Raw genomic sequence first — 18,364 nt, forward strand, 5'->3', positions numbered from 1 at the left:
GCGGCCTTGTAAAAGGTATCGTTATGAAGAAGTTGCTTATGGCGGCCGTTGCCGCCGCGTTTGTGTTCCCCGCCGCCGCCGCATCTGCGCAGGACACCACCACCGACGGTTCGCGTGCGTTCGGGATCGACCCCTATGTCGGCGTGATGGGCGGATATGAAGGTTTCGAGAGCAACCCGGGCGGCGGCATCCCCCCGTCGGTGCGCGGCGATCGCCTGAAGGGCGGGCTGGTCGAGGGCGTCGCGGGTGTCAACGTGCCGCTCGGTGGTTTCTTCGTGGGCGTCGAAGGCAATGCCGCGAAGGGCTTCACCGGCGACATCGACTGGCAATATGGCGTGCACGGCCGGGTCGGTGCGCGTGCCGGCGAAACCGGTCTGATCTACGTCAAGGCGGGCTATATGTGGACGAACTTCGACCGCTATGGCCCCGACAGCCGTGACTTTGGCGACATCTCCTACGGCATCGGCGGCGAGTTCGGTCCTTCGGCGATCGGCCTTGATGGCCTGGTCAAGAAGGAAGGCATCCGCTTCCGCGCCGAAGTCTCCACGCAGGGCGAGTTTGAATCGGTGCGGCCGATGATTGGTATCGTCGGGCACTTCTGATCGGTTGCGATCGGTGAAAGAGAGGGGCTCCGGCGATTGCCGGGGCCTTTTTTTTGTTGGGGCCGAGCAAGGTCGATTGGCGAACGCGGCGGGCGCAACTTTCTTTGTCGACCGTCATCCCCGCGGAGGCGGGGATCCAGAAACGCTGGCCGTCGTGAGAGCAAGCGGCGGCAGCGTCTATGGATTCCCGCCTTCGCGGGAATGACGGAGGTGGGTTTGGCGCCGTCGCCTAAAGCCCCAGCACCTGTTTCGCGATGATGTTGCGCTGGATTTCGTTGGAGCCGGCGTAGATCGGGCCGGCGCGCTCGTTCATGTAGCGCAGCGGCGCGAGGGCGTGCCATTCCTCGCCCGACACGTAGCCGTCCGCCGGCGGTGTGTGACGCGGGACGGGGCCGCCCGGCATGGTGGCGTGGGGCTGATAGACGAGGCCGCGGTCGCCGGCGGCTTCCATCGTCAGTTCGGTGAGCGTGCCGGCGAGTTCGGTGCCCATGATCTTCATCATCGACGACAAAGCGCCGACGCTGCCGTCACCGTCGGCGGCGGAGAGCAGGCGCAGTTCCATGATTTCCAGCACGTCGGCGCGGATGCGCGCGCGCGCGAGCTTGGTGGCGAAGACGGGATCGTCGATCAGTGGCCGGCCGTCGCTGCCGATCGTCTCCGCGGCGTGACGGGCAATCGCGTCGGCGCGCGCCTTTAATGCGGGGGCATAGGCGTTGCCGCCGCGTTCGAATTCGAGGAGGTATTTGGCGACGCTCCAGCCGCGGTCGATCTCTCCCATGACGTTCGCCTTGGGCACGCGCACGTCGGTGAAGAAAACAGCATTCTGGATCTGCTCGCCCGAAGACATGGTGAAGGGGCGGACCTCGACACCCGGCGTCGTCATGTCGATGAGGAGGAAGGTGATGCCCTGTTGCGGGCGACCTTCCTTTGACGTGCGGACGAGGGCGAAGATCCAGTTCGCCTCACTGGCGTGGGTGGTCCACACTTTCTGGCCGTTGATGATGAGATCGTCGCCGTCCTTGACCGCGCTGGTTTGCAGGCTGGCGAGGTCGCTGCCGGAGCCAGGCTCGGAATAGCCCTGGCAGAAGAAGATCTCTCCCGAGAGAATGCGGGGGAGGAAGAACTGCTGCTGTTCGGGCGTGCCGTATTTCATGATGACATAGGCCACCATCGAAATGCCCATCGGCGAGAGGCCCGGGGCGCCGGCGGCGATTCGCTCACGATTCCAGATGTAGTGCTGCGCGACCGTCCAGTCGGTGCCGCCGTGCTCGGGCGCCCAGTGCGGCGCGGCCCAGCCTTTGGCGACCAGGATCTCCTGCCACTTCATGCTGGCGTGGTGATCGGCATAGACGCTGGTGGAGAGGCGACCGGCGCGCTGAAGATCGGGGGTGAGGCTGGTTTGCAGGAAATCACGGACTTCCGCCTCGAACGCCTGTTCCTCCGGGCTCCACTTCAGGTCCATTCGGCCTCTCCTTATGTCCTTCGCGGGGTTGCACCCCCGTCATGAGGGTCTATGTCGCAGCCGTTTCCCATATCCGCAAGGCGAGTGCACCCGATGGCTGACGAATTCGATTATGACGTTCTCGTGATCGGTGCCGGTCCGGGCGGCTATGTCGCGGCGATCCGGGCGGCGCAGCTTGGCCTGAAGGTGGCGTGCGCGGAAAGCCGCGAGACGCTGGGCGGCACCTGCCTCAACGTCGGGTGCATCCCGTCCAAGGCGATGCTGCACGCGAGCGAATATTTCGATGCGGCAGCGAACGGCACGATGGCCAAGATGGGCATCAAGGTGACGCCGGAACTGGACCTTGAGGCGATGCATGCGCAGCGTCGCGACTCGGTGAAGGGGCTGACCGGGGGCATCGAATTCCTGTTCAAGAAGAACAAGGTGACGTGGCTGAAGGGCCGCGCCAGCTTCGAGGATGCGCACACCGTCAGCGTCGGCGAGCAGAAGGTGACGGCGAAGAACGTGGTGATCGCCACCGGTTCGAGCGTGACGCCGCTGCCGGGTGTGACGATCGACCAGCAGGTGGTGGTCGATTCGACCGGCGCGCTGGAGCTGCCCAAGGTGCCGGAACATATGGTCGTGATCGGCGGCGGCGTAATCGGGCTGGAGCTGGGCAGCGTCTGGCGGCGACTGGGCGCGAAGGTGACGTGCGTCGAGTTCCTCGACCAGATCCTGCCGGGTTTCGACGGCGACGTGCGCAAGGAAGCCAACAAGATCTTCAAGAAGCAGGGGATCGAGTTCAAGCTGTCGACCAAGGTGACGAGCGTTGCCGTCGACGGTGGCAAGGCGACGCTGACCGTCGAGCCGGCCGCGGGCGGCGAAGCGTCGACGATCGATGCGGATTGCGTGCTGGTGTCGATCGGGCGCAAGCCCAACGTCGAGGGGCTCGGGCTGGAGAAGATCGGGCTGGAGCTCAACAACCGCGGGCAGATCGGGACGGATCATGATTTCCGTACGTCAGTGGCCGGCGTATGGGCGATCGGCGACGTGATCCCCGGCCCGATGCTGGCGCACAAGGCCGAGGACGAGGGCATTGCCGTCGCCGAGAATATCGCCGGGCAGCATGGCATCGTGAACCATGATGTGATCCCGTCGGTGGTCTACACCTGGCCGGAAGTCGCGGGCGTCGGCCTGACCGAGGAGGCCGCGAAGGAAAAGGGCGAGGTGAAGGTCGGCAAGTTCCCGATGATGGCCAACAGCCGCGCCAAGACCAACCATGAGCCCGACGGCTTCGTGAAGGTGATCGCCGACGCCAAGACCGATCGCGTGCTGGGCGTATGGTGCATCGCCACCGTCGCGGGCACGATGATCGCCCAGGCGGCGCAGGCGATGGAGTTCGGCGCGACCAGCGAGGACATTGCCTACACCTGCCACGCGCACCCGACGCATTCGGAAGCAGTGAAGGAAGCGGCGATGGCAGTGCAGGGCAAGCCGATCCACATCTGATCGACTATCGGGATGAGAAAGGGGGCGCCGGCGGACATCGCTGGCGCCCCTTTTTGTTGCGCGAGCCTTCAGATCCGCGGTGGCGTTGTGCCGCACCAGGTGTGTTGGTGCGTGCGGGACGTTGGATCCCGGATCAGTCCGGGATGACGGGTGCTTTCGGGTGAGGTGCGCGCCTGCTCGTCAGGCGGTGAGTTCCTTCAGTGGGATCGTCGCATCCGCGAGCCGGGCCGGATCGGGCGTGGCGGCGGTTTCGACGAGCTTGCGGCCCTGGACGTAATCCTTGACCGCGTTGACGCAGTCGAGCGCGATGACGCGGCCGGCCTTGAGGTAGATGATCGAGAAGCTGCGTGCCGCGGGATCGCCGCGAAGGACGGTGGCATCATGGCCGATCGAGAGGCCGACCGTCTGCAGCTTCAGGTCATATTGGTTGGACCAGAACCATGGAACGGCGTGGTAGGCGGCGTCCTGGCCAGTGATCGTCTTCGCGACGACGTTGGCCTGGTCATTGGCGTTCTGCACCGACTCAAGCCGGATCTCGGTACCGTCCGCGAAGGCATTGGCGTGGAGCGCGCAGTCGCCGATCGCGAAAATGTCGGGCAGGCTGGTGCGGCATTGCGCGTCCACCGCGACCCCGTTGCCGCCCGCCGCGCCGGCGGCGATCAGCGGCTCGACCGCGGGAATGATGCCGATGCCGACGATGACGAGCTGCGCCGGGATGACGCTGCCGTCGGCGAGGCGCACGCCGCTGGCCTGCCCGTTCTCTCCGATGATGCAGTCCACCGCGACGCCGAGGCGCACGTCGACGCCATGCGCGCGGTGCTCCGCCTCGTAGAAGCGCGACAGGTCAGGACCGGCGACCCGGGCGAGGACGCGGTCGAGCGCCTCCAGCAGCACGACCTGTTTGCCGAACTTGGCGAGAACGGCGGCGGCCTCCAGCCCGATATAGCCGCCGCCGATGACGACCGCCTGAGTGACGCCGGGAAGCTCCGCCATCATGCGATCGGCATCCGCGCGGGTGCGTACGGTGTGGACGCCGGCGAGATCATGGCCGGCGCAGCTGAGCCGGCGCGGGCTGCCGCCGGTGGCCCAGATCAGGTGGCGATAGCCGATCCTCTCGCCATCGGCGGTGGTGACAATGTGCGCGGCGGGATCGACGGCGGTGACCTCGCGGCCGAGCAGCATGTCGACATTGCGCTCCTGCCAGAAGGCCGCCGGGCGGATCAGGATACGGTCGAACGCCTTGTCGCCGGCGAGATATTCCTTCGACAGAGGCGGGCGCTCATAGGGCAGTTCGGGTTCGGCGCCGACCACCGCGATCGAGCCCTCGAACTTGGCCTGGCGCAGCGCGATCGCAGCCTGCGCCCCGCCATGGCCCGCACCAACGATCACCACGTCGTAGCTGCTCATTGATCCTCCCCAAGAACCGTTCGGCGGGATCACTGACGAGGCGAGCGCACAAGGGCAAGCGAAAGGCGCTTGACAGCGCGACGCTCTTTAGGTACAAAACAGGAACATCGAGGAAGTGCAGGCGCGAGGGCAGCGCCGCCGGCTCGATGCGGTGACGGGCCGGTGAGCGCGGGGGCAACCCTGTCGTTCCCGGCCCGTCGGCGTTTGGGGGCCTGTCCGGTGGCGGGCGTCCAGGGCAGCGGGGGAGAGGGCGCGATGCAGCAGGGCGCAGCGGGAGCAGAGAGCCGCGTGACGGGTGAGCGCGCGGCTGATGAGGCGGCGAGCGGACGACCGGCGCGGACGGCGGGGCGGGCAGGGCGAGCAGGGGCGAGCGACGGTTGCACGCAAAAGGCGGACACGTCGGCGGGGCAGGATCTTGAGGACATGGCATCCACCGACAGCCAAATGGCGGCGGCGCTGTCCGGCGGCGCGCGGGGGATCGAGCGCATTGCGGGTCATACCACGCGGCTGCGCCAGCTGCGTTTCGCGAAGGTGCTGGCGGAAACGTGCAACGTGTCGCTGGCGGCAGCGGCGGCGGGGCGAACCATGGCGACCGTGTATCGCTGGCGCAGCGTGGATGCCGCCTTCGCCGCGGCGTGGGACGAGGCGCTGAACATCGGTTACGACCGGCTCGAGAATGCACTGCTGGTCTATGCGCTGACCAAGATCGACGGCATCGCGGGCGCGGCGGCCGGGGCAAGCCTGAGCAACGGCGACCTGCAACTGGCGGTCGGCATGTTGCAGCGGCATCGTGCGTCCGGTGGCGGGCGCCGGACGGAGGTTCTGCCGATCAAGATGCCGACCGAGGCGGAAACCGACGCCGCGCTGAAGCGCGCGCTGGACGGGCTGGCCCGGCGGGGGAAGTCGTCATGAAGCGCGATCTCCTACTGGAACTGGCGCTGCTGCCGCCGGAAAAGCGCGACCGGGTGATCGCGAAAATGTCGGTGCCGATGAAGGTCGAGATGGCCGGGCGCTGGCACACGTTTGCGCACGGGGGGCAATATCGGCCGGACAAGGACTGGCGGGTGTGGCTGATCCGAGCGGGGCGTGGCTTCGGCAAGACGCGTGCGGGAGCCGAGTGGGTCAACGAGATCGCGCGCGAGGTTCCCGGCGCGCGGATCGCGCTGGTCGGCGCCACGGCGGAAGAGGCGCGGCGCGTGATGGTGGAGGGGCCGAGCGGCGTGATCGCGACGGCGCGGCTGGACGTGCGGCCGGTCTGGACGGCGAGCAAGGGAGAGGTACGCTGGCCGGGCGGCGCGGTGGCGACGGTCTATTCGGCGGATGCGCCCGAGGGGCTGCGCGGACCAGAGCATCACGCCGCCTGGTGTGACGAGCTGGCCAAGTGGCGGCGCGGCGAGGCAGCGTGGGACAATCTGATGATGACCATGCGGCTGGGCAGTCAGCCGCGCGTGATGGTGACGACCACGCCGCGATCGACCACGCTGATGCGGCGGGTGATGACGCTGCCGGGGCTGCACCAGACGACCGGGCGAACGGGGGACAATATCCACCTGCCGGCGGCGTTCGTCGACACGATGAACGAGACCTATGGCGGGACGGCGCTCGGCCGGCAGGAGCTGGACGGCGACATGATCGAGACGGTCGCGGGCGCGCTGTGGACGCGCGCGACGATCGAGGCCTGCCGGGTGCCGGCCGCGCCGGTGCTGGTGCGCGTGGTGGTGGGGGTCGATCCGCCGGCGGGCGTGGGGGGCGACGCCTGCGGGATCGTGGCGGCGGGGCTGGGCGCGGATGGCGTCGGCCATGTGATCGAGGATGCCAGCGTGACCGGCGCCACGCCCGAAGGCTGGGCACAGGCGGTGGCAGGCTGCGCGGCACGGCATGGCGCTGACCGGATCGTCGCGGAAGCGAACCAGGGCGGGGAGATGGTGGGATCGGTGCTTCGCGCGGCCGATATGCGGCTGCCGGTGCGGCTGGTCCATGCGAGCCGCGGCAAGGTCGCCCGGGCGGAGCCGGTGGCGGCGCTCTACGAAGCGGGGCGCGTGCGCCATGCGGGCGTGTTTCCGATGCTGGAGGACGAGCTGTGCGGGCTGATCACGGGCGGCGGCTACGAGGGACCGGGGCGGTCGCCGGATCGGGCGGATGCGCTGGTGTGGGCGATGACCGAGCTGATGCTGGGCGCGCGTGGGCCGGCGGGGGTGCGGGCATTGTGATGGACGCGCGGCGGACGGTGCCGGTGGGTGGCGAGTGTCCCGCCTGATCGGCTGAGCGCAGCAGGCGGGGCGGGCTGGAGCCCGGCGCGGGGCTGGGATGACGGTTCGGGGGAGGCTGGCGGGTCGCCTGAGCTGGCGTCTTCGGACGCGCTTTTTCGGGAGAGATGATCATGAAATGGTTCGGCTCAAAGGCCGGGCGCGACGCGTCGCGTCCGGCGCTGTCGCAATCGGGAGCCCGGTGGGGCCCCGGCGTGGCGCAGGGCGAATGGCCGGTCGGTTATGATGCGCAGGTGCGCGCCGGTTACCTTGGCAATGCGGTGGCGCAGCGGGCGGTGCGGCTGGTGGCGGAGGCGGTGGGATCCGCGCCGCTGGACGCGAGCGATCCCGCGCTGCTGGCGCTTGTCACGGCCAGGGCCGGCGGCGGGCGGCTGGCGGAAGTGGTGGCGGCGCAAGTGCTGCTGCACGGCAACGCCTTCATCCAGGTGCTGCGCGACGAGAACGGGACGGTGGCGGAACTCTATCCGCTGCGTCCCGAGCGGGTGAGCGTGGTGCTGGACGCGGGCGGCTGGCCGGCCGGCTATCGCTATACGGTCGGCGGGCGGGTGAGCGACCTCGGGCCTGACGCGGTGATTCATGTGCGGGGGTTTCACCCGCTGGACGATCATTACGGGCTGGGGTGCCTGGGCGCAGCGTCTGGCGCGATCGCGGTGCACAATGCGGCGGGCAAGTGGAACAAGGCGCTGCTCGACAATGCGGCGCGGCCGTCGGGTGCGCTGGTCTATGACCCGGGCGATGGCTCCGCGCTGTCGCCGGAGCAGTTCCGCCGATTGCGCGAGGAGATGGAGGCGGGGTTTGCCGGTTCGGGCAATGCCGGACGGCCGATGCTGCTGGAAGGCGGGCTAAAGTGGCAGGCGCTGAGCCTGTCGCCCGCCGACATGGATTTCGTGGGGCTGAAATCGGCGGCGGCGCGGGAGATCGCGCTGGCGTTTGGCGTGCCGCCGATGCTGCTCGGCCTGCCGGGCGACGCGACCTACGCCAATTATCGCGAGGCGAACCGGGCGCTGTGGCGCCTGACCGTGCTGCCGCTGGCGGATGCGGTGTTCGGCGCGCTGGCGGCGGGGCTGCGGGCGTGGTTTCCCGAGGCGCGGATCGAGATCGATCCCGATCGCGTGCCGGCCCTGGTGGAGGATCGTGAGCGGCTGTGGGCGATGGTGTCCGCAGCCGATTTCATTTCCGCCGACGAGAAGCGGCAGATGGTGGGGTGGGCGCAATGACCAGTTCTTCGGGAACGGGAAATGTTCTGGCGCAGCTGATCGCGCAGGGCGCGGCAGCGGGAGCGGACATGGCGACGCTGCGCGCGATCGCCGAGGAAGCGGGGGAGCTCGGCGCGACGCGGGCGATCACGCGGCTGGGCCTGTCGGACGATGCGGCATCGCGCGACCTGGCGGAATTGCGCGAGCTGCTGACCGCGTGGCGCGATGCGAAGCGCAGCGCGTGGAAGGCGTTCGCCGGCTGGGCGGCGGCGCTGTTCCTGGCGCTGATGGCGGTGAAGCTGGGGTTCGGGGAGTGGGTGAATTGAGCCTGCGGATCCAGGGCTATGCGGCGGTCTTCGACCGGGTCGACCGGGCGGGGGACGTGTTTCGCGCGGGCGTGTTCGCCGACGCCGTGCCGGTGCCATTGCTGATGCAGCATCGCGGCAGCCCGGTGGGGGAGATCTGGGCAATCGGCGAGGACGCGCGAGGGCTGTGGATCGAGGCGTGCGTGACGGACCCGGAGGTCGCGCGGCTGGCGCGGTGCGGCGCGCTGCGCGGTCTTTCGGTGGGCTATCGCGCGCTGGCGGCACGGCAGGGCGCGCGGCGCGAGGTGCTGCGCGCCGCGCTGGCGGAGGTGAGCCTGGTGACGGTGCCGATGCAGGCGGCGGCCCGGGTGGAGACGGTGATCGAGATCTGAAGGGTCGGGCGGCGCGGCGCTGCCCCTCCATCATCCGGCATGTGCCGGATGGTCCCTCTCCCCAAGCGAGCTTGGGGAGGATTTTTCGCGTGGGAGAAGAACATGGGTGAGATGATGATGGCACGGCCGGTGCTGGACGGGGCGTCGGCAATCGTGGGCGCGGGGCGCGACGCGGCGTTCGGCGCCTTCGTGCGCAGCGGCGCGGTGCTGGAGATGAAGGCGTTTTCCGGCGTGACGGGCGATGCGGGCGGCTATGCCGTGCCGAAGGAGATTGATGCGGTGATCGACGCGACGCTGAAGGCCGCGTCGCCGATCCGCAGCATCGCCAATGTCGTGCAGGTCGGCAGCGCCGGCTATCGCAAGCTGGTGACGACGGGCGGCACGCCATCGGGCTGGGCCGCGGAAACCGAAGGCCGGGCCGAGACGGGCACGCCGATCATGGTGGAGATCGCGCCGCCTATGGGCGAGCTGTTCGCCAATCCCTCCGCGACACAGGCGATGCTGGACGACGCCCATTTCGACGTCGAGGAATGGCTGGCAGGCGAGATTGCGGCGGAATTCGCCAAGGCGGAAGGCGCGGCCTTCGTGAGCGGCAATGGCACCAACCGGCCAAAGGGTTTCCTGCAGCAGGCGACGGCGGCGACCGGCGATACGACGCGCCCGTTCGGCACGCTGCAGCATATCCTGTCAGGCGCAGCGGGTGACTTTGGCAGCAACCCGCAGGAACGACTGATCGACCTGGTCCAGTCGCTGCGCGCACCCTATCGCCAGGGCGCGGTGTTCGTGATGAACGCGGCCACGCTGGCGCGCATCCGCAAGTTCAAGACCAGCGACGGCGCCTTTGTGTGGCAGCCGAGCCTGGCGGCGGGGCAGCCGGCGACATTGCTCGGCTATCCGGTGATCGAGGCGGAGGACATGCCCGATATCGCGGCCAACGCGCCGGCAATCGCCTTCGGCAACTTCAAGGCCGGATATCTGATCGCGGAGCGCAGCGAGACGGCGATCCTGCGCGATCCCTACACCAACAAACCGTTTGTCAGCTTCTACGCCACCAAGCGCGTGGGTGGCTGCGTTTCGAACAGCGAGGCAATCAAGGTGATGAAGTTCGCCGCGTCGTGATCCTTCCTTCGCCCCTCCCACGAAGCGGGAGGGGCGTCTGGTGCGCGAAAGGGAGAGGATGATGACGGTTTCGGGGGTGTCGCCCGCCGCGATCGCCGCGGCGGTGGGGGAGGCGCGCGCGTATCTGCGGCTGGAGGGAGAGGCGGAACAGGCGCTGCTGGAGCGCCTGGCCGCGAGCGCGATCGCGCTGGCGGAGGCGTTCACCGGCACATTGCTGGTGACGCGAACGGTGGAGGATGTGCTGCCCGCCACCACGCAGGGCTGGCAGCTGCTGGCGGCGGCGCCAGTGGTGGCGATCGGCGGGATGACCGGTCTGCCGGCGGAGGGTGCGCCCTTCGTGCTGCCCCCGAGCGTCTATGCCGTGGATGTCGACGCGGATGCGCGCGGCTGGGTGCGGGTGATTGCGGCCGGCGCGGCGGGGCGGGTGGCCGTTAGCTACACCGCCGGTCTGGGGGCGACCTGGGCCGCGCTGCCGCCGCCGCTGGCGCAGGGCGTGGCGATGCTGATCGCGCATCTGTTCAACGACCGTGACGCAGGCCGCGCGCCGCCGGCGGCGGTGGCGGCGTTGTGGCGGCCGTACCGGCGAATGCGCCTGATGGCAGAGGCCCATCAATGGGGAAGGGGGCAATGAGCGGGGGGGCGATGAGCGGGGCAGGGGAGCCGGCCGTGTTGTTGCAGGCCGCGCTGCTGGCGGCGGTTCAGGGGGTGGCGAGGGCGTTCGACGCGCCGCCGGTGCGCGGGGCGCTGCCTTATGCCGTGGTGGAGGATGCGGTGCTCGCGCGCTGGGGCGGAACGGGCATCGACGGGCGCGAGGGGCGCGTGCGCATCGTGCTGCACGATGCGGGCGAGCGGCCGGCGCGGCTGCGCGCATCGAGCGCCGCTGTTGAAGGCGCCGCGACGGCGCTGGCGGGTGACATCGGGGAGGGGTGGCGCGTGGTGGCGGTGCGGCTGCTTGGCGGCCGGACACAACGCAGCGGCGGCGGCAGCAGCGGTGGTGTCGGGGATCGCTGGACGGCGACGCGGGAATTTGCGGTCAAATTGTATCGGGAGGGATGACGATGGCGGTGGAGAAAGGTTCGGCCTTCCTGCTGAAGGTAGGCGACGGCGCGGCGACGCCGGCATTCGCGACAGTGGCGGGCATGCGCACGACGCAGCTGAGCATCAACGGCGAGGCAGTGGTGGTGACGCACAAGGGATCGGGCGGCTGGCGCGACCTGCTGTCCGGCGCGGGCGTGCGCAGCGTCAGCGTGTCGGCGGCGGGTGTGTTCACCGGATCGGCGGCAGAGACGCGGGTGAAGAACAATGCGCTGGCCGGCACGATCGACGATTACCGGCTGAGCTTCGAGAGCGGGGAGATGCTGACCGGCCGGTTCCTGGTGACGCGGCTGGACTATGCCGGGGATTTCAACGGTGAGCGCAGCTACACGGTGAACCTTGAGAGCTCCGGCCCGGTGGTGGCGGCATGAGCGGGACGCAGCATGTCGCCAATGCCGCGCGCGGCGAGGCGGCCATACGGATCGGTGGCGAAGCGCTGGTGCTGCGGCCGAGCTTCGCGGCGCTGGTTGCTGCCGAAACCGAACTGGGGCCGCTGTTCGCGCTGGTCGAGCGGGCCGCCGAGGGGCGGTTGGCGCTTGGTGAGATGGTGGCGCTGTTCTGGCACTGCCTGCGCGATCGGCCGGAGGCGCTGACGCGCGATGCGTTTGGCGATGCGGTGGCGGCGCAGGGACTGACCGCCGCGCTGCCCGCGCTGAAGGTGCTGCTGGGGCAGATACTGGCGGGGCGATGACCTTCGCCGAGAGTGCCGCGCGGCTGGCAGGCTGCGCCGGCGTGGCGTTCGGCTGGGCCCCGGACGCCTTTTGGCGGGCCACGCCGGCCGAACTGGGCGCGCTGGTCCGCGCGCTTACCGCGCAAGATCCGATCGCGGTGCCGGATGCCGGCACGATCGCCCGGTTGAAGGAGGCTTTTCCTGATGGATGACGATTGGGAGCGCACGGTGGTGAGCGTGCGCGCCGACACCGCCGGCTTTGCCCGTGACGTGGCGGAAATGCGCGCGGCACTGGAAGGGCCGCTGGGTGCGGGAGCGGAGCGCGCCGGACGAGCGATCGAGACGACGCTGGCGCGGGCCGTGCGAACGGGCAAGCTGGGGTTCGAGGATCTGCGCAATGTCGCACTGTCGGCGCTTGGCGACATCGCCAGCAACGCGCTCCGGGCAGGGATCGGCAGTCTGCTGGGCAATGTGGCGCCGGCTGGCGGCGGCATCACCCAAGCGCTGCTCGCCGCGCTGGGCGCACCGGGCAGGGCGACCGGGGGCCCGGTCTCTCCTGGCCGCCCGTTCTGGGTGGGTGAGCGCGGACCGGAATTGTTCGTGCCGACCGCCAGCGGGACGGTGCTGCCGACGCCCACCGGCAGCAGCCGCGACGTGCGTGTGACGATCAACGTGAATGCCGCGAGCGACGCGGCCCCGGCCGCTTTGGCACGCTCCAGTCGCCAGGTGGCGCGTGCGGTGAAGGCGGCGCTTGCCGGCATGGAGGACTGACATGGCGCATTGCCTGGTGCCGCAGCGTCAGCCGCATCACGTATCGGACGTGATCTCGCGGTTCGACCCACGTTTCTGGACGGTCAACTTTCCGCGCCCGACGATGGCGGCCGTGACGACCATCGCGCCCGATGCGCTGCGCGTGGACTGCGCCTTTTACCGCAAGAGCGATCTCGCCGGCCTGATCTGGGAGGCGGAGGACCGGCACGACCATCCGCTGCTCGCCTATGACACGGAGCGGGACTTCCGAACATGCCGCCTGTTGTTTCGCTGGCGATCGGCCGGTGTGCGGGCGCTGGATGCGCGACATGGCCCGGTGCTGACGATCGAGGGGCGGGACGCGTCCGGCCTGCCGCGATCCTGGTATGTGCGGTTGTGGAATTATGCCCTGGGCACGCCGAACGATGCGCTGATCACGATCGATTTCGCCGATGTGACCGGCGGATTCCTGCTGCCGGACGAGGCGGATCCGGTGTGGGCGGGCGACGTGGATCGCATGTTCATTTCTCTGGTGGCGCCGGACTATGACGGGAGCGACGCCATGCTCGAGGCGCTGGCAGAGGGCTGGGCCGAGCTGAGCGAGATCCGGTGCACCGGGCCGGGATCGGTGATCGGCATCGGGGATGCGGTGCTGCCGGAACATGCGCTGAAGATCGCGAGCGGCTATGACGACAGTTATCACCTGACGCCGGCACGGCTGCTGCGCAACGTGCTTCACCTCGGCTATCGCGGGGCGATCGTCCATTATGTGGGCATGAGCCATTATTTCCGGCTCAATGGCATGCTCAAGGTGGCGGACGGGCTGAACCTGCCGTGTCAGGCGTGGCATCGCTCCTTCGCCGAACAGGCGCAGGCGCTGGGCCAGGACGTGATCTGGTCGCTGTCCTACGAGTTGTTCGACGCGCACTGCCCGGAAGATTGGAAGCAGCGGCGGGCGGACGGTGCGCCGGCGCTGACCGGGTGGGAGCCGCCCTCCACCTTGCTGTCCCCCGCCAATGAAGCGGCGATGGCCTATCTCCAGACGATCGCGCGCGCCTTTGTGGCGATCGGCACCGCGGCGGGCCTTGCGCCCCGGTTCCAGGTGGGGGAGCCGTGGTGGTGGGTGACGGCGGACGGGCAGCCGTGCCTGTATGATGCCCAAGCCGTGGCGGCGTTCGACCCGGTGCCGATCCCGACCGTCCGAGGTGTCCTTTCAGGGGAGCAGCGTGCCACGCTGGATGCGGCGGGCGCGATGCTGGCGGCATCGACGGCGGCGCTGTGCGCGGCCGTCCGCGAGGATCATCCGGGCTGCGAAACGCACCTGCTCACCTATCTGCCGACCGTGCTCGACGCACGCGCGCCCGAGGCCAAGCGGATGAACATGCCTTTGGGCTGGGCCAGCCCGGCATTCGATGTGCTTCAGCTGGAGGATTACGACTGGGTCACGGCCGGCGACACGGCATCGACGCGCGATGGGGTGGCGCTGGCCGAGGCGCGGCTGAATTATCCGCCGGAGCGGCAGGATTACCTCAGCGGCTTCGTCCTGCGGCCGAGCGACAGGGCGCAGTGGCGCGCGATCGATGCGGCGGCCGTGACGGCGCTGGGGCGCGGGGTGCGCGGTGTTCATGTCTGGGCGCTGCCGCAGGTGATGCGCGACGGCTTCGTACACTGGGGATCGCTGGAAGAGGGGGAGGATGCGGTGGACGCGTTCGATGATGTGCTGTTCCCGCTGGCGCTGGGAGCGGAGGCGGAGGTGACGCCGGAGTTTTCCACGGCGGTGATGACGGGCGCTGGCGGGCACGAAAGCCGCAACGCGAGCTGGGCGGAAGCGCGCACCCGTTATGATGCGGGGCCGGGGGTGCGCAGCGAGGCGGATATTGCGACGCTGATCGGCTTCTTTCGCGCACAACGAGGCCCGGCGCGGGCATTTCGCCTGCGCGATCCGTTTGACGCCGAAGCGAACGACGAGGCGATCGGGGCGGGCGATGGCATCAACCGCCGGTTCGACCTGGTGAAACATTATGGCGGCGCGGCGCGGCGGATCACCCGGCCGGTCGCCGGCACGCTGGTGGTGAGACTGAACGGCGCGGCGACGCAGGGCTTTTCGCTGGAGCCGCTCGGCATCGTCGTGCTTGACGTGCCGCCTGGAGCGGGCGTGGCGGTAACGGCAAGCTTCGCCTTCGACGTGCCGGTGCGCTTTGCGGAGGACCGGCTGACCGTATCGCGCGCCACGTTCCTGGCGGGCGCCGCGCCTTCCGTTCCGCTGATCGAGGTGCGCGAGGCATGAGCGACCGGCTGACGACTCTGGCGCTGCTCTGGTTGCTGGAGCGGCGTGACGGCGTGACGATCGGGCTGACCGACCATGATCGCGATCTGGTGATCGACGGGCGCGTGTATCGCGCGGCGCCCGGGATGACACCGGCGGCGATAGAGCGCGGCGACGGGCTGGACCCCGCCGTGACCGAGGCGAGCGGGGCGTTGACCCATGCGGCCGTCACCGAGCGCGATCTGCTCGCGGGTCGATGGGACGGCGCCCGCATCACCGTGGCGGTGGCTGACTGGAGCGCGGGCGGCGCGCCGAGCGTGTTGAGCGGCGGAACCATTGGCGAGATCGAGATCGACGATCGCGGCTTCACGGCGCAATTGCGCGGTCCTGCCGCGGCTCTTGAGCGAGCGGTTACGGAGGAAACCAGCGCGGAGTGTCGCGCCGCGCTGGGGGATCGGCGGTGCCGTGTGCCGATGGCGGGCCGGCGGCGCCTCGCCCGAGTGCAGGAGGTGAGTGGCATGACGCTGACGCTGGATAGCGTGGAGCCGACGCCGGATGCCTATGGCGGCGGACGGCTGCGCTGGATGAGCGGGGAGGGGCGCGGGCTGGAGGGCGCGATCAGCCAGTCGGCCGGTGCCATGCTGACCTTGCGGATGACCCCCGCGTTTCCGGTTGCGCCGGGCACTTTGGTGGAGATCACCGAAGGCTGCGACAAGAGCGTTGCCACCTGCCGCGCACGGTTCGCCAATGTCGCGAATTTTCGCGGCGAGCCTTATCTGCCGGGTATCGACCTGCTGACGCGATATCCCGGCGCATGAGCCCGGCAGATCGCGTGGCGGCGGCGGCGCAGGCGGCCGTCGGCGTGCCGTTCCGCTTGCAGGGGCGCGATCCGGAGAGCGGCCTCGACTGCGTCGGCGTGGTGGCCCTGTCCCTGACGGCGGGCGGCCATGAAGGGCCGGTGCCGGCGGGCTATGGCCTGCGATGCGGCGATGCCGCGCGCTATCGATCATGCTGGGCCGGGCTGGCGGACGCGGACGGGAGCCGCCCCGGCGACGTGCTGCTCTGCCTGGCAGGGCCGCGCCAGCTGCACCTCGCGGTCCGCACGCCTGCCGGCGTCGTACATGCCGATGCGGGGCTGAGGCGCGTGGTGGAGCGACCGGGGGCGCTGCCCTGGCCCGTGCTCATGGCCTGGCGAATAGGGGAAAGCTGATGGCAACTCTGGTGCTGACAACCGTCGGCGGGCTGGTGGGCGGCCCGATCGGCGCCGCACTTGGCGGCATGATCGGGCAGGCCGTCGACCGAAACGTCCTGTTCAAGCCCAAGGGACGGCAGGGGCCGCGGCTGACCGAATTGTCGGTGCAGACGTCGAGTTACGGCCAGCCGATCGCGCAACTGTTCGGGCGGATGCGGGTGGCGGGGCAGGTGATCTGGGCGGCGGACCTGGTGGAGCACCGGCAGCAGCAGGGCGGCGGAAAGGGGCAGCCGAGCCTTACCAGCTTCTCCTATTCCGCAAGCTTCGCCGTCGCTCTTTCCAGCCGCCCGATCCTTGATGTCGGGCGCATCTGGGCGGATGGAAACCTGCTGCGCGGAGCGGCCGGCGACTGGAAGGTCGCAACGGGATTTCGCCTGTACCACGGCGACGAGGAACAGGCGCCCGACCCGATGATCGCGAGCGCCGAGGGGCTGGACCTCGCGCCGGCGTATCGCGGGCTTGCCTATGCCGTGTTCGAGAACCTGCCGCTGGAGCAATTTGGCAACCGCATTCCCTCGCTCACCTTCGAGGTGATCGCCGATGCAGGGCCGGTGTCGGTCGGCAGCATCGCGCATGCGCTTGGCGGCGGTGCCTTGACGGGCGCGGGGCCGCAGCAGCTTCTCGACGGCTTTTCGGCCTATGGCGACAGTGCGCGCGGCGTGATCGAGACGCTGGCCGAGGTGTCAGGCGCCTGGTTTGCGCCGGCAGGCCACGGCGTATCGATGCGGGCGGACACGGCTCCGACACGCACCGTGCCGGACGACGGACGATCGCGCCGCCTGGCACCGGCCGAGCGCGTGCCGCGATCCATGCTCGTCTCCCATTATGATCCGGCGCGTGACTGGCAGGCGGGCGCGCAGCGCGCGGTGCGGCCCGGCGCGGGCGATGCCGCCGCCACCATCGAGCTGCCCGCCGCGATCTCCGCATCGGCGGCGAAGACGATTGCCACCGCCATGCTGGCGCGGGCTGAGGCCGGGCGTACGCGCTGCCAGTTGGTGCTCGACGCATCCGCGATCGACATCGCGCCGGGGGCCGTGATCGCGATCGAGGGCGAGGCGCAAGGCGCCGCCTGGCGCGTCGTAGCGGTCGCGGTGGAACGCTTTGGCGTGACGCTGGATCTGGTGGCGCTGGCACCGCCGCCGTTGCCGACCAGCGCGAGTGGCGGACGGCTGCTGCGCGAAGCGGATGCGCCGGCCGGAAGCACTGTTATTCACGCGGCCGAATTGCCGGACCTTTCGGGTGAATACGCCTCGCGCCCGCGGGTTGCAGTGGTCGCCGCTGGAACATCGCCCGGCTGGCGACGCGCGGCATTGCACTACAGCCTGGATGGCGGGGCGAGCTGGACCGCCGCCGGCGCCACCGCTGCGCCTGGCGTGATCGGCCGCGTCATCAGCCCGTGCGGACCAGCGCCAAGCACCTTGATCGACCGCGTCCACAACCTGGAGGTCGAGCTGGCGCATGGGGGCATGCATCTGAGGGCGGCGGATGCAGGTGCGCTCGACGCGGGTGCCAATCTAGCGTTGGTCGGGGAGGAGCTTCTGCAGTTCGGCGAGGCGGCCAAACTAGGGGAGCGAACCTGGCGCCTCACGCTGCTGCGTCGCGGCAAGTTCGGCACGTCGGGAAACCTGTTGCACGATGACGCTCCGTTCGTGTTGCTCGACGGTAACAGTGTTGTAAGCTTTCCGGCCGACGCCGCCCTGACGCAGCCGGTGCTGGTGATGGCGAATGGCGTTGGCGACGCGCAGCCGGCAGAGGCGATATGCCGGCTGACCGGGCGCTCCCTGGTCCCGCCCGCGCCGGTGCACCTGACCGGCCGCATCATCGACCATGTCCTGCACTGTACGTGGCGGCGTCGCAGCCGCGCCGACTGGCGCTGGCGCGATGGCGTCGATGCGGCGCTGATCGAAGAACGCGAGGGATATCAGGTTACGATCGACGCGGCGGGCGGGCGCACCACGCTGGTGACCGGCGATCCGCATCTCGCAACGCCGCTGGCGGCAATCGGCGGCGCCCCCGTTCATGTCGCGGTGCAGCAGATCGGGACCCACGGCCTATCCGAAGCGGCAACGCTGCACCTCTGACGAAAGGGCAGA

The 18,364-nt window shown here is 69.5% G+C and carries 20 protein-coding genes; 18 read left to right on the forward strand and 2 right to left on the reverse strand.

Annotation, left to right across the window (positions count from 1 at the left end; all coding sequences use genetic code 11):
• The first annotated feature begins 23 nt into the window (after positions 1-23).
• The gene (locus tag BMX36_RS13735) at positions 24-602 is read left to right on the forward strand and encodes an opacity protein (protein ID WP_093066225.1); all 579 of its coding nucleotides are present in this window, start codon (positions 24-26) and stop codon (positions 600-602) included.
• A gap of 229 nt (positions 603-831) precedes the next feature.
• Here BMX36_RS13735 and BMX36_RS13740 read toward each other — a convergent pair whose 3' ends face one another.
• Positions 832-2,064, reverse strand: coding sequence for an acyl-CoA dehydrogenase family protein (locus tag BMX36_RS13740; RefSeq protein ID WP_093066227.1), 1,233 nt, complete (start codon positions 2,062-2,064; stop codon positions 832-834).
• 93 nt (positions 2,065-2,157) lie between these two features.
• Here BMX36_RS13740 and lpdA point away from each other — a divergent pair, with 93 nt between their 5' ends.
• Entirely contained in the window at positions 2,158-3,552 is a 1,395-nt protein-coding gene (gene lpdA / locus BMX36_RS13745; RefSeq protein ID WP_093066229.1) for a dihydrolipoyl dehydrogenase, read from the forward strand.
• Positions 3,553-3,732: 180 nt separating this feature from the next.
• Here lpdA and BMX36_RS13750 read toward each other — a convergent pair whose 3' ends face one another.
• A complete protein-coding gene (locus BMX36_RS13750; RefSeq protein ID WP_093066231.1) occupies positions 3,733-4,959 on the reverse strand; it encodes an NAD(P)/FAD-dependent oxidoreductase in 1,227 nt (408 codons plus the stop codon).
• Between the two features lie 219 nt (positions 4,960-5,178).
• Between BMX36_RS13750 and BMX36_RS13755 the strand changes: the two genes are divergently transcribed.
• The 16 genes from BMX36_RS13755 (at position 5,179) to BMX36_RS13830 (ending at position 18,352) form a co-directional block, all read left to right on the forward strand.
• Entirely contained in the window at positions 5,179-5,871 is a 693-nt protein-coding gene (locus BMX36_RS13755; RefSeq protein ID WP_218142171.1) for a hypothetical protein, read from the forward strand.
• Positions 5,868-7,169, forward strand: coding sequence for a DNA-packaging protein (locus BMX36_RS13760; RefSeq protein WP_093066235.1), 1,302 nt, complete (start codon positions 5,868-5,870; stop codon positions 7,167-7,169). Before BMX36_RS13755 ends, BMX36_RS13760 begins: the two co-directional genes overlap by 4 nt.
• 170 nt (positions 7,170-7,339) lie before the next feature.
• Entirely contained in the window at positions 7,340-8,443 is a 1,104-nt protein-coding gene (locus BMX36_RS13765; RefSeq protein WP_093066453.1) for a phage portal protein, read from the forward strand.
• Complete coding sequence (locus tag BMX36_RS13770; RefSeq protein ID WP_093066237.1) at positions 8,440-8,748, forward strand: DUF6127 family protein; 309 nt, start codon at positions 8,440-8,442, stop codon at positions 8,746-8,748. The genes BMX36_RS13765 and BMX36_RS13770 overlap by 4 nt, the downstream gene beginning before the upstream one ends.
• On the forward strand, positions 8,736-9,119 hold the full coding sequence (locus BMX36_RS13775) for an HK97 family phage prohead protease (protein WP_371262898.1): 384 nt from the start codon (positions 8,736-8,738) through the stop codon (positions 9,117-9,119). Before BMX36_RS13770 ends, BMX36_RS13775 begins: the two co-directional genes overlap by 13 nt.
• A gap of 102 nt (positions 9,120-9,221) precedes the next feature.
• On the forward strand, positions 9,222-10,238 hold the full coding sequence (locus BMX36_RS13780) for a phage major capsid protein (RefSeq protein ID WP_371262900.1): 1,017 nt from the start codon (positions 9,222-9,224) through the stop codon (positions 10,236-10,238).
• Between the two features lie 61 nt (positions 10,239-10,299).
• Positions 10,300-10,869 (forward strand): head-tail connector protein, encoded by a 570-nt coding sequence (locus BMX36_RS13785; protein WP_093066457.1) that lies wholly within the window; start codon positions 10,300-10,302, stop codon positions 10,867-10,869.
• On the forward strand, positions 10,866-11,294 hold the full coding sequence (locus BMX36_RS13790) for a tail completion protein gp17 (protein ID WP_177179144.1): 429 nt from the start codon (positions 10,866-10,868) through the stop codon (positions 11,292-11,294). The genes BMX36_RS13785 and BMX36_RS13790 overlap by 4 nt, the downstream gene beginning before the upstream one ends.
• A gap of 2 nt (positions 11,295-11,296) precedes the next feature.
• Entirely contained in the window at positions 11,297-11,704 is a 408-nt protein-coding gene (locus BMX36_RS13795) for a phage major tail protein, TP901-1 family (RefSeq protein ID WP_093066459.1), read from the forward strand.
• Positions 11,701-12,024: a gene transfer agent family protein gene (locus BMX36_RS13800; protein WP_093066241.1), complete on the forward strand. Its 324-nt coding sequence runs from the start codon at positions 11,701-11,703 to the stop codon at positions 12,022-12,024. The genes BMX36_RS13795 and BMX36_RS13800 overlap by 4 nt, the downstream gene beginning before the upstream one ends.
• Positions 12,021-12,215, forward strand: a complete 195-nt coding sequence (locus tag BMX36_RS13805; RefSeq protein ID WP_093066243.1) for a phage tail assembly chaperone — start codon at positions 12,021-12,023, stop codon at positions 12,213-12,215. The genes BMX36_RS13800 and BMX36_RS13805 overlap by 4 nt, the downstream gene beginning before the upstream one ends.
• Positions 12,208-12,774 (forward strand): tail tape measure protein, encoded by a 567-nt coding sequence (locus tag BMX36_RS13810; RefSeq protein WP_093066245.1) that lies wholly within the window; start codon positions 12,208-12,210, stop codon positions 12,772-12,774. The genes BMX36_RS13805 and BMX36_RS13810 overlap by 8 nt, the downstream gene beginning before the upstream one ends.
• A gap of 1 nt (position 12,775) precedes the next feature.
• The gene (locus tag BMX36_RS13815) at positions 12,776-15,040 is read left to right on the forward strand and encodes a DUF2460 domain-containing protein (protein ID WP_093066247.1); all 2,265 of its coding nucleotides are present in this window, start codon (positions 12,776-12,778) and stop codon (positions 15,038-15,040) included.
• Entirely contained in the window at positions 15,037-15,837 is an 801-nt protein-coding gene (locus tag BMX36_RS13820; RefSeq protein WP_093066249.1) for a DUF2163 domain-containing protein, read from the forward strand. Before BMX36_RS13815 ends, BMX36_RS13820 begins: the two co-directional genes overlap by 4 nt.
• Positions 15,834-16,229, forward strand: coding sequence for a hypothetical protein (locus BMX36_RS13825; RefSeq protein ID WP_093066251.1), 396 nt, complete (start codon positions 15,834-15,836; stop codon positions 16,227-16,229). Before BMX36_RS13820 ends, BMX36_RS13825 begins: the two co-directional genes overlap by 4 nt.
• Positions 16,229-18,352 carry a phage tail protein gene (locus BMX36_RS13830; RefSeq protein ID WP_093066253.1) on the forward strand — a complete coding sequence of 708 codons (2,124 nt, stop codon included), beginning with the start codon at positions 16,229-16,231 and terminating at the stop codon, positions 18,350-18,352. Before BMX36_RS13825 ends, BMX36_RS13830 begins: the two co-directional genes overlap by 1 nt.
• Positions 18,353-18,364 lie beyond the last annotated feature (12 nt).

It is taken from the genome of Sphingomonas sp. OV641 (genome assembly GCF_900109205.1).
GTDB lineage: Bacteria > Pseudomonadota > Alphaproteobacteria > Sphingomonadales > Sphingomonadaceae > Sphingomonas.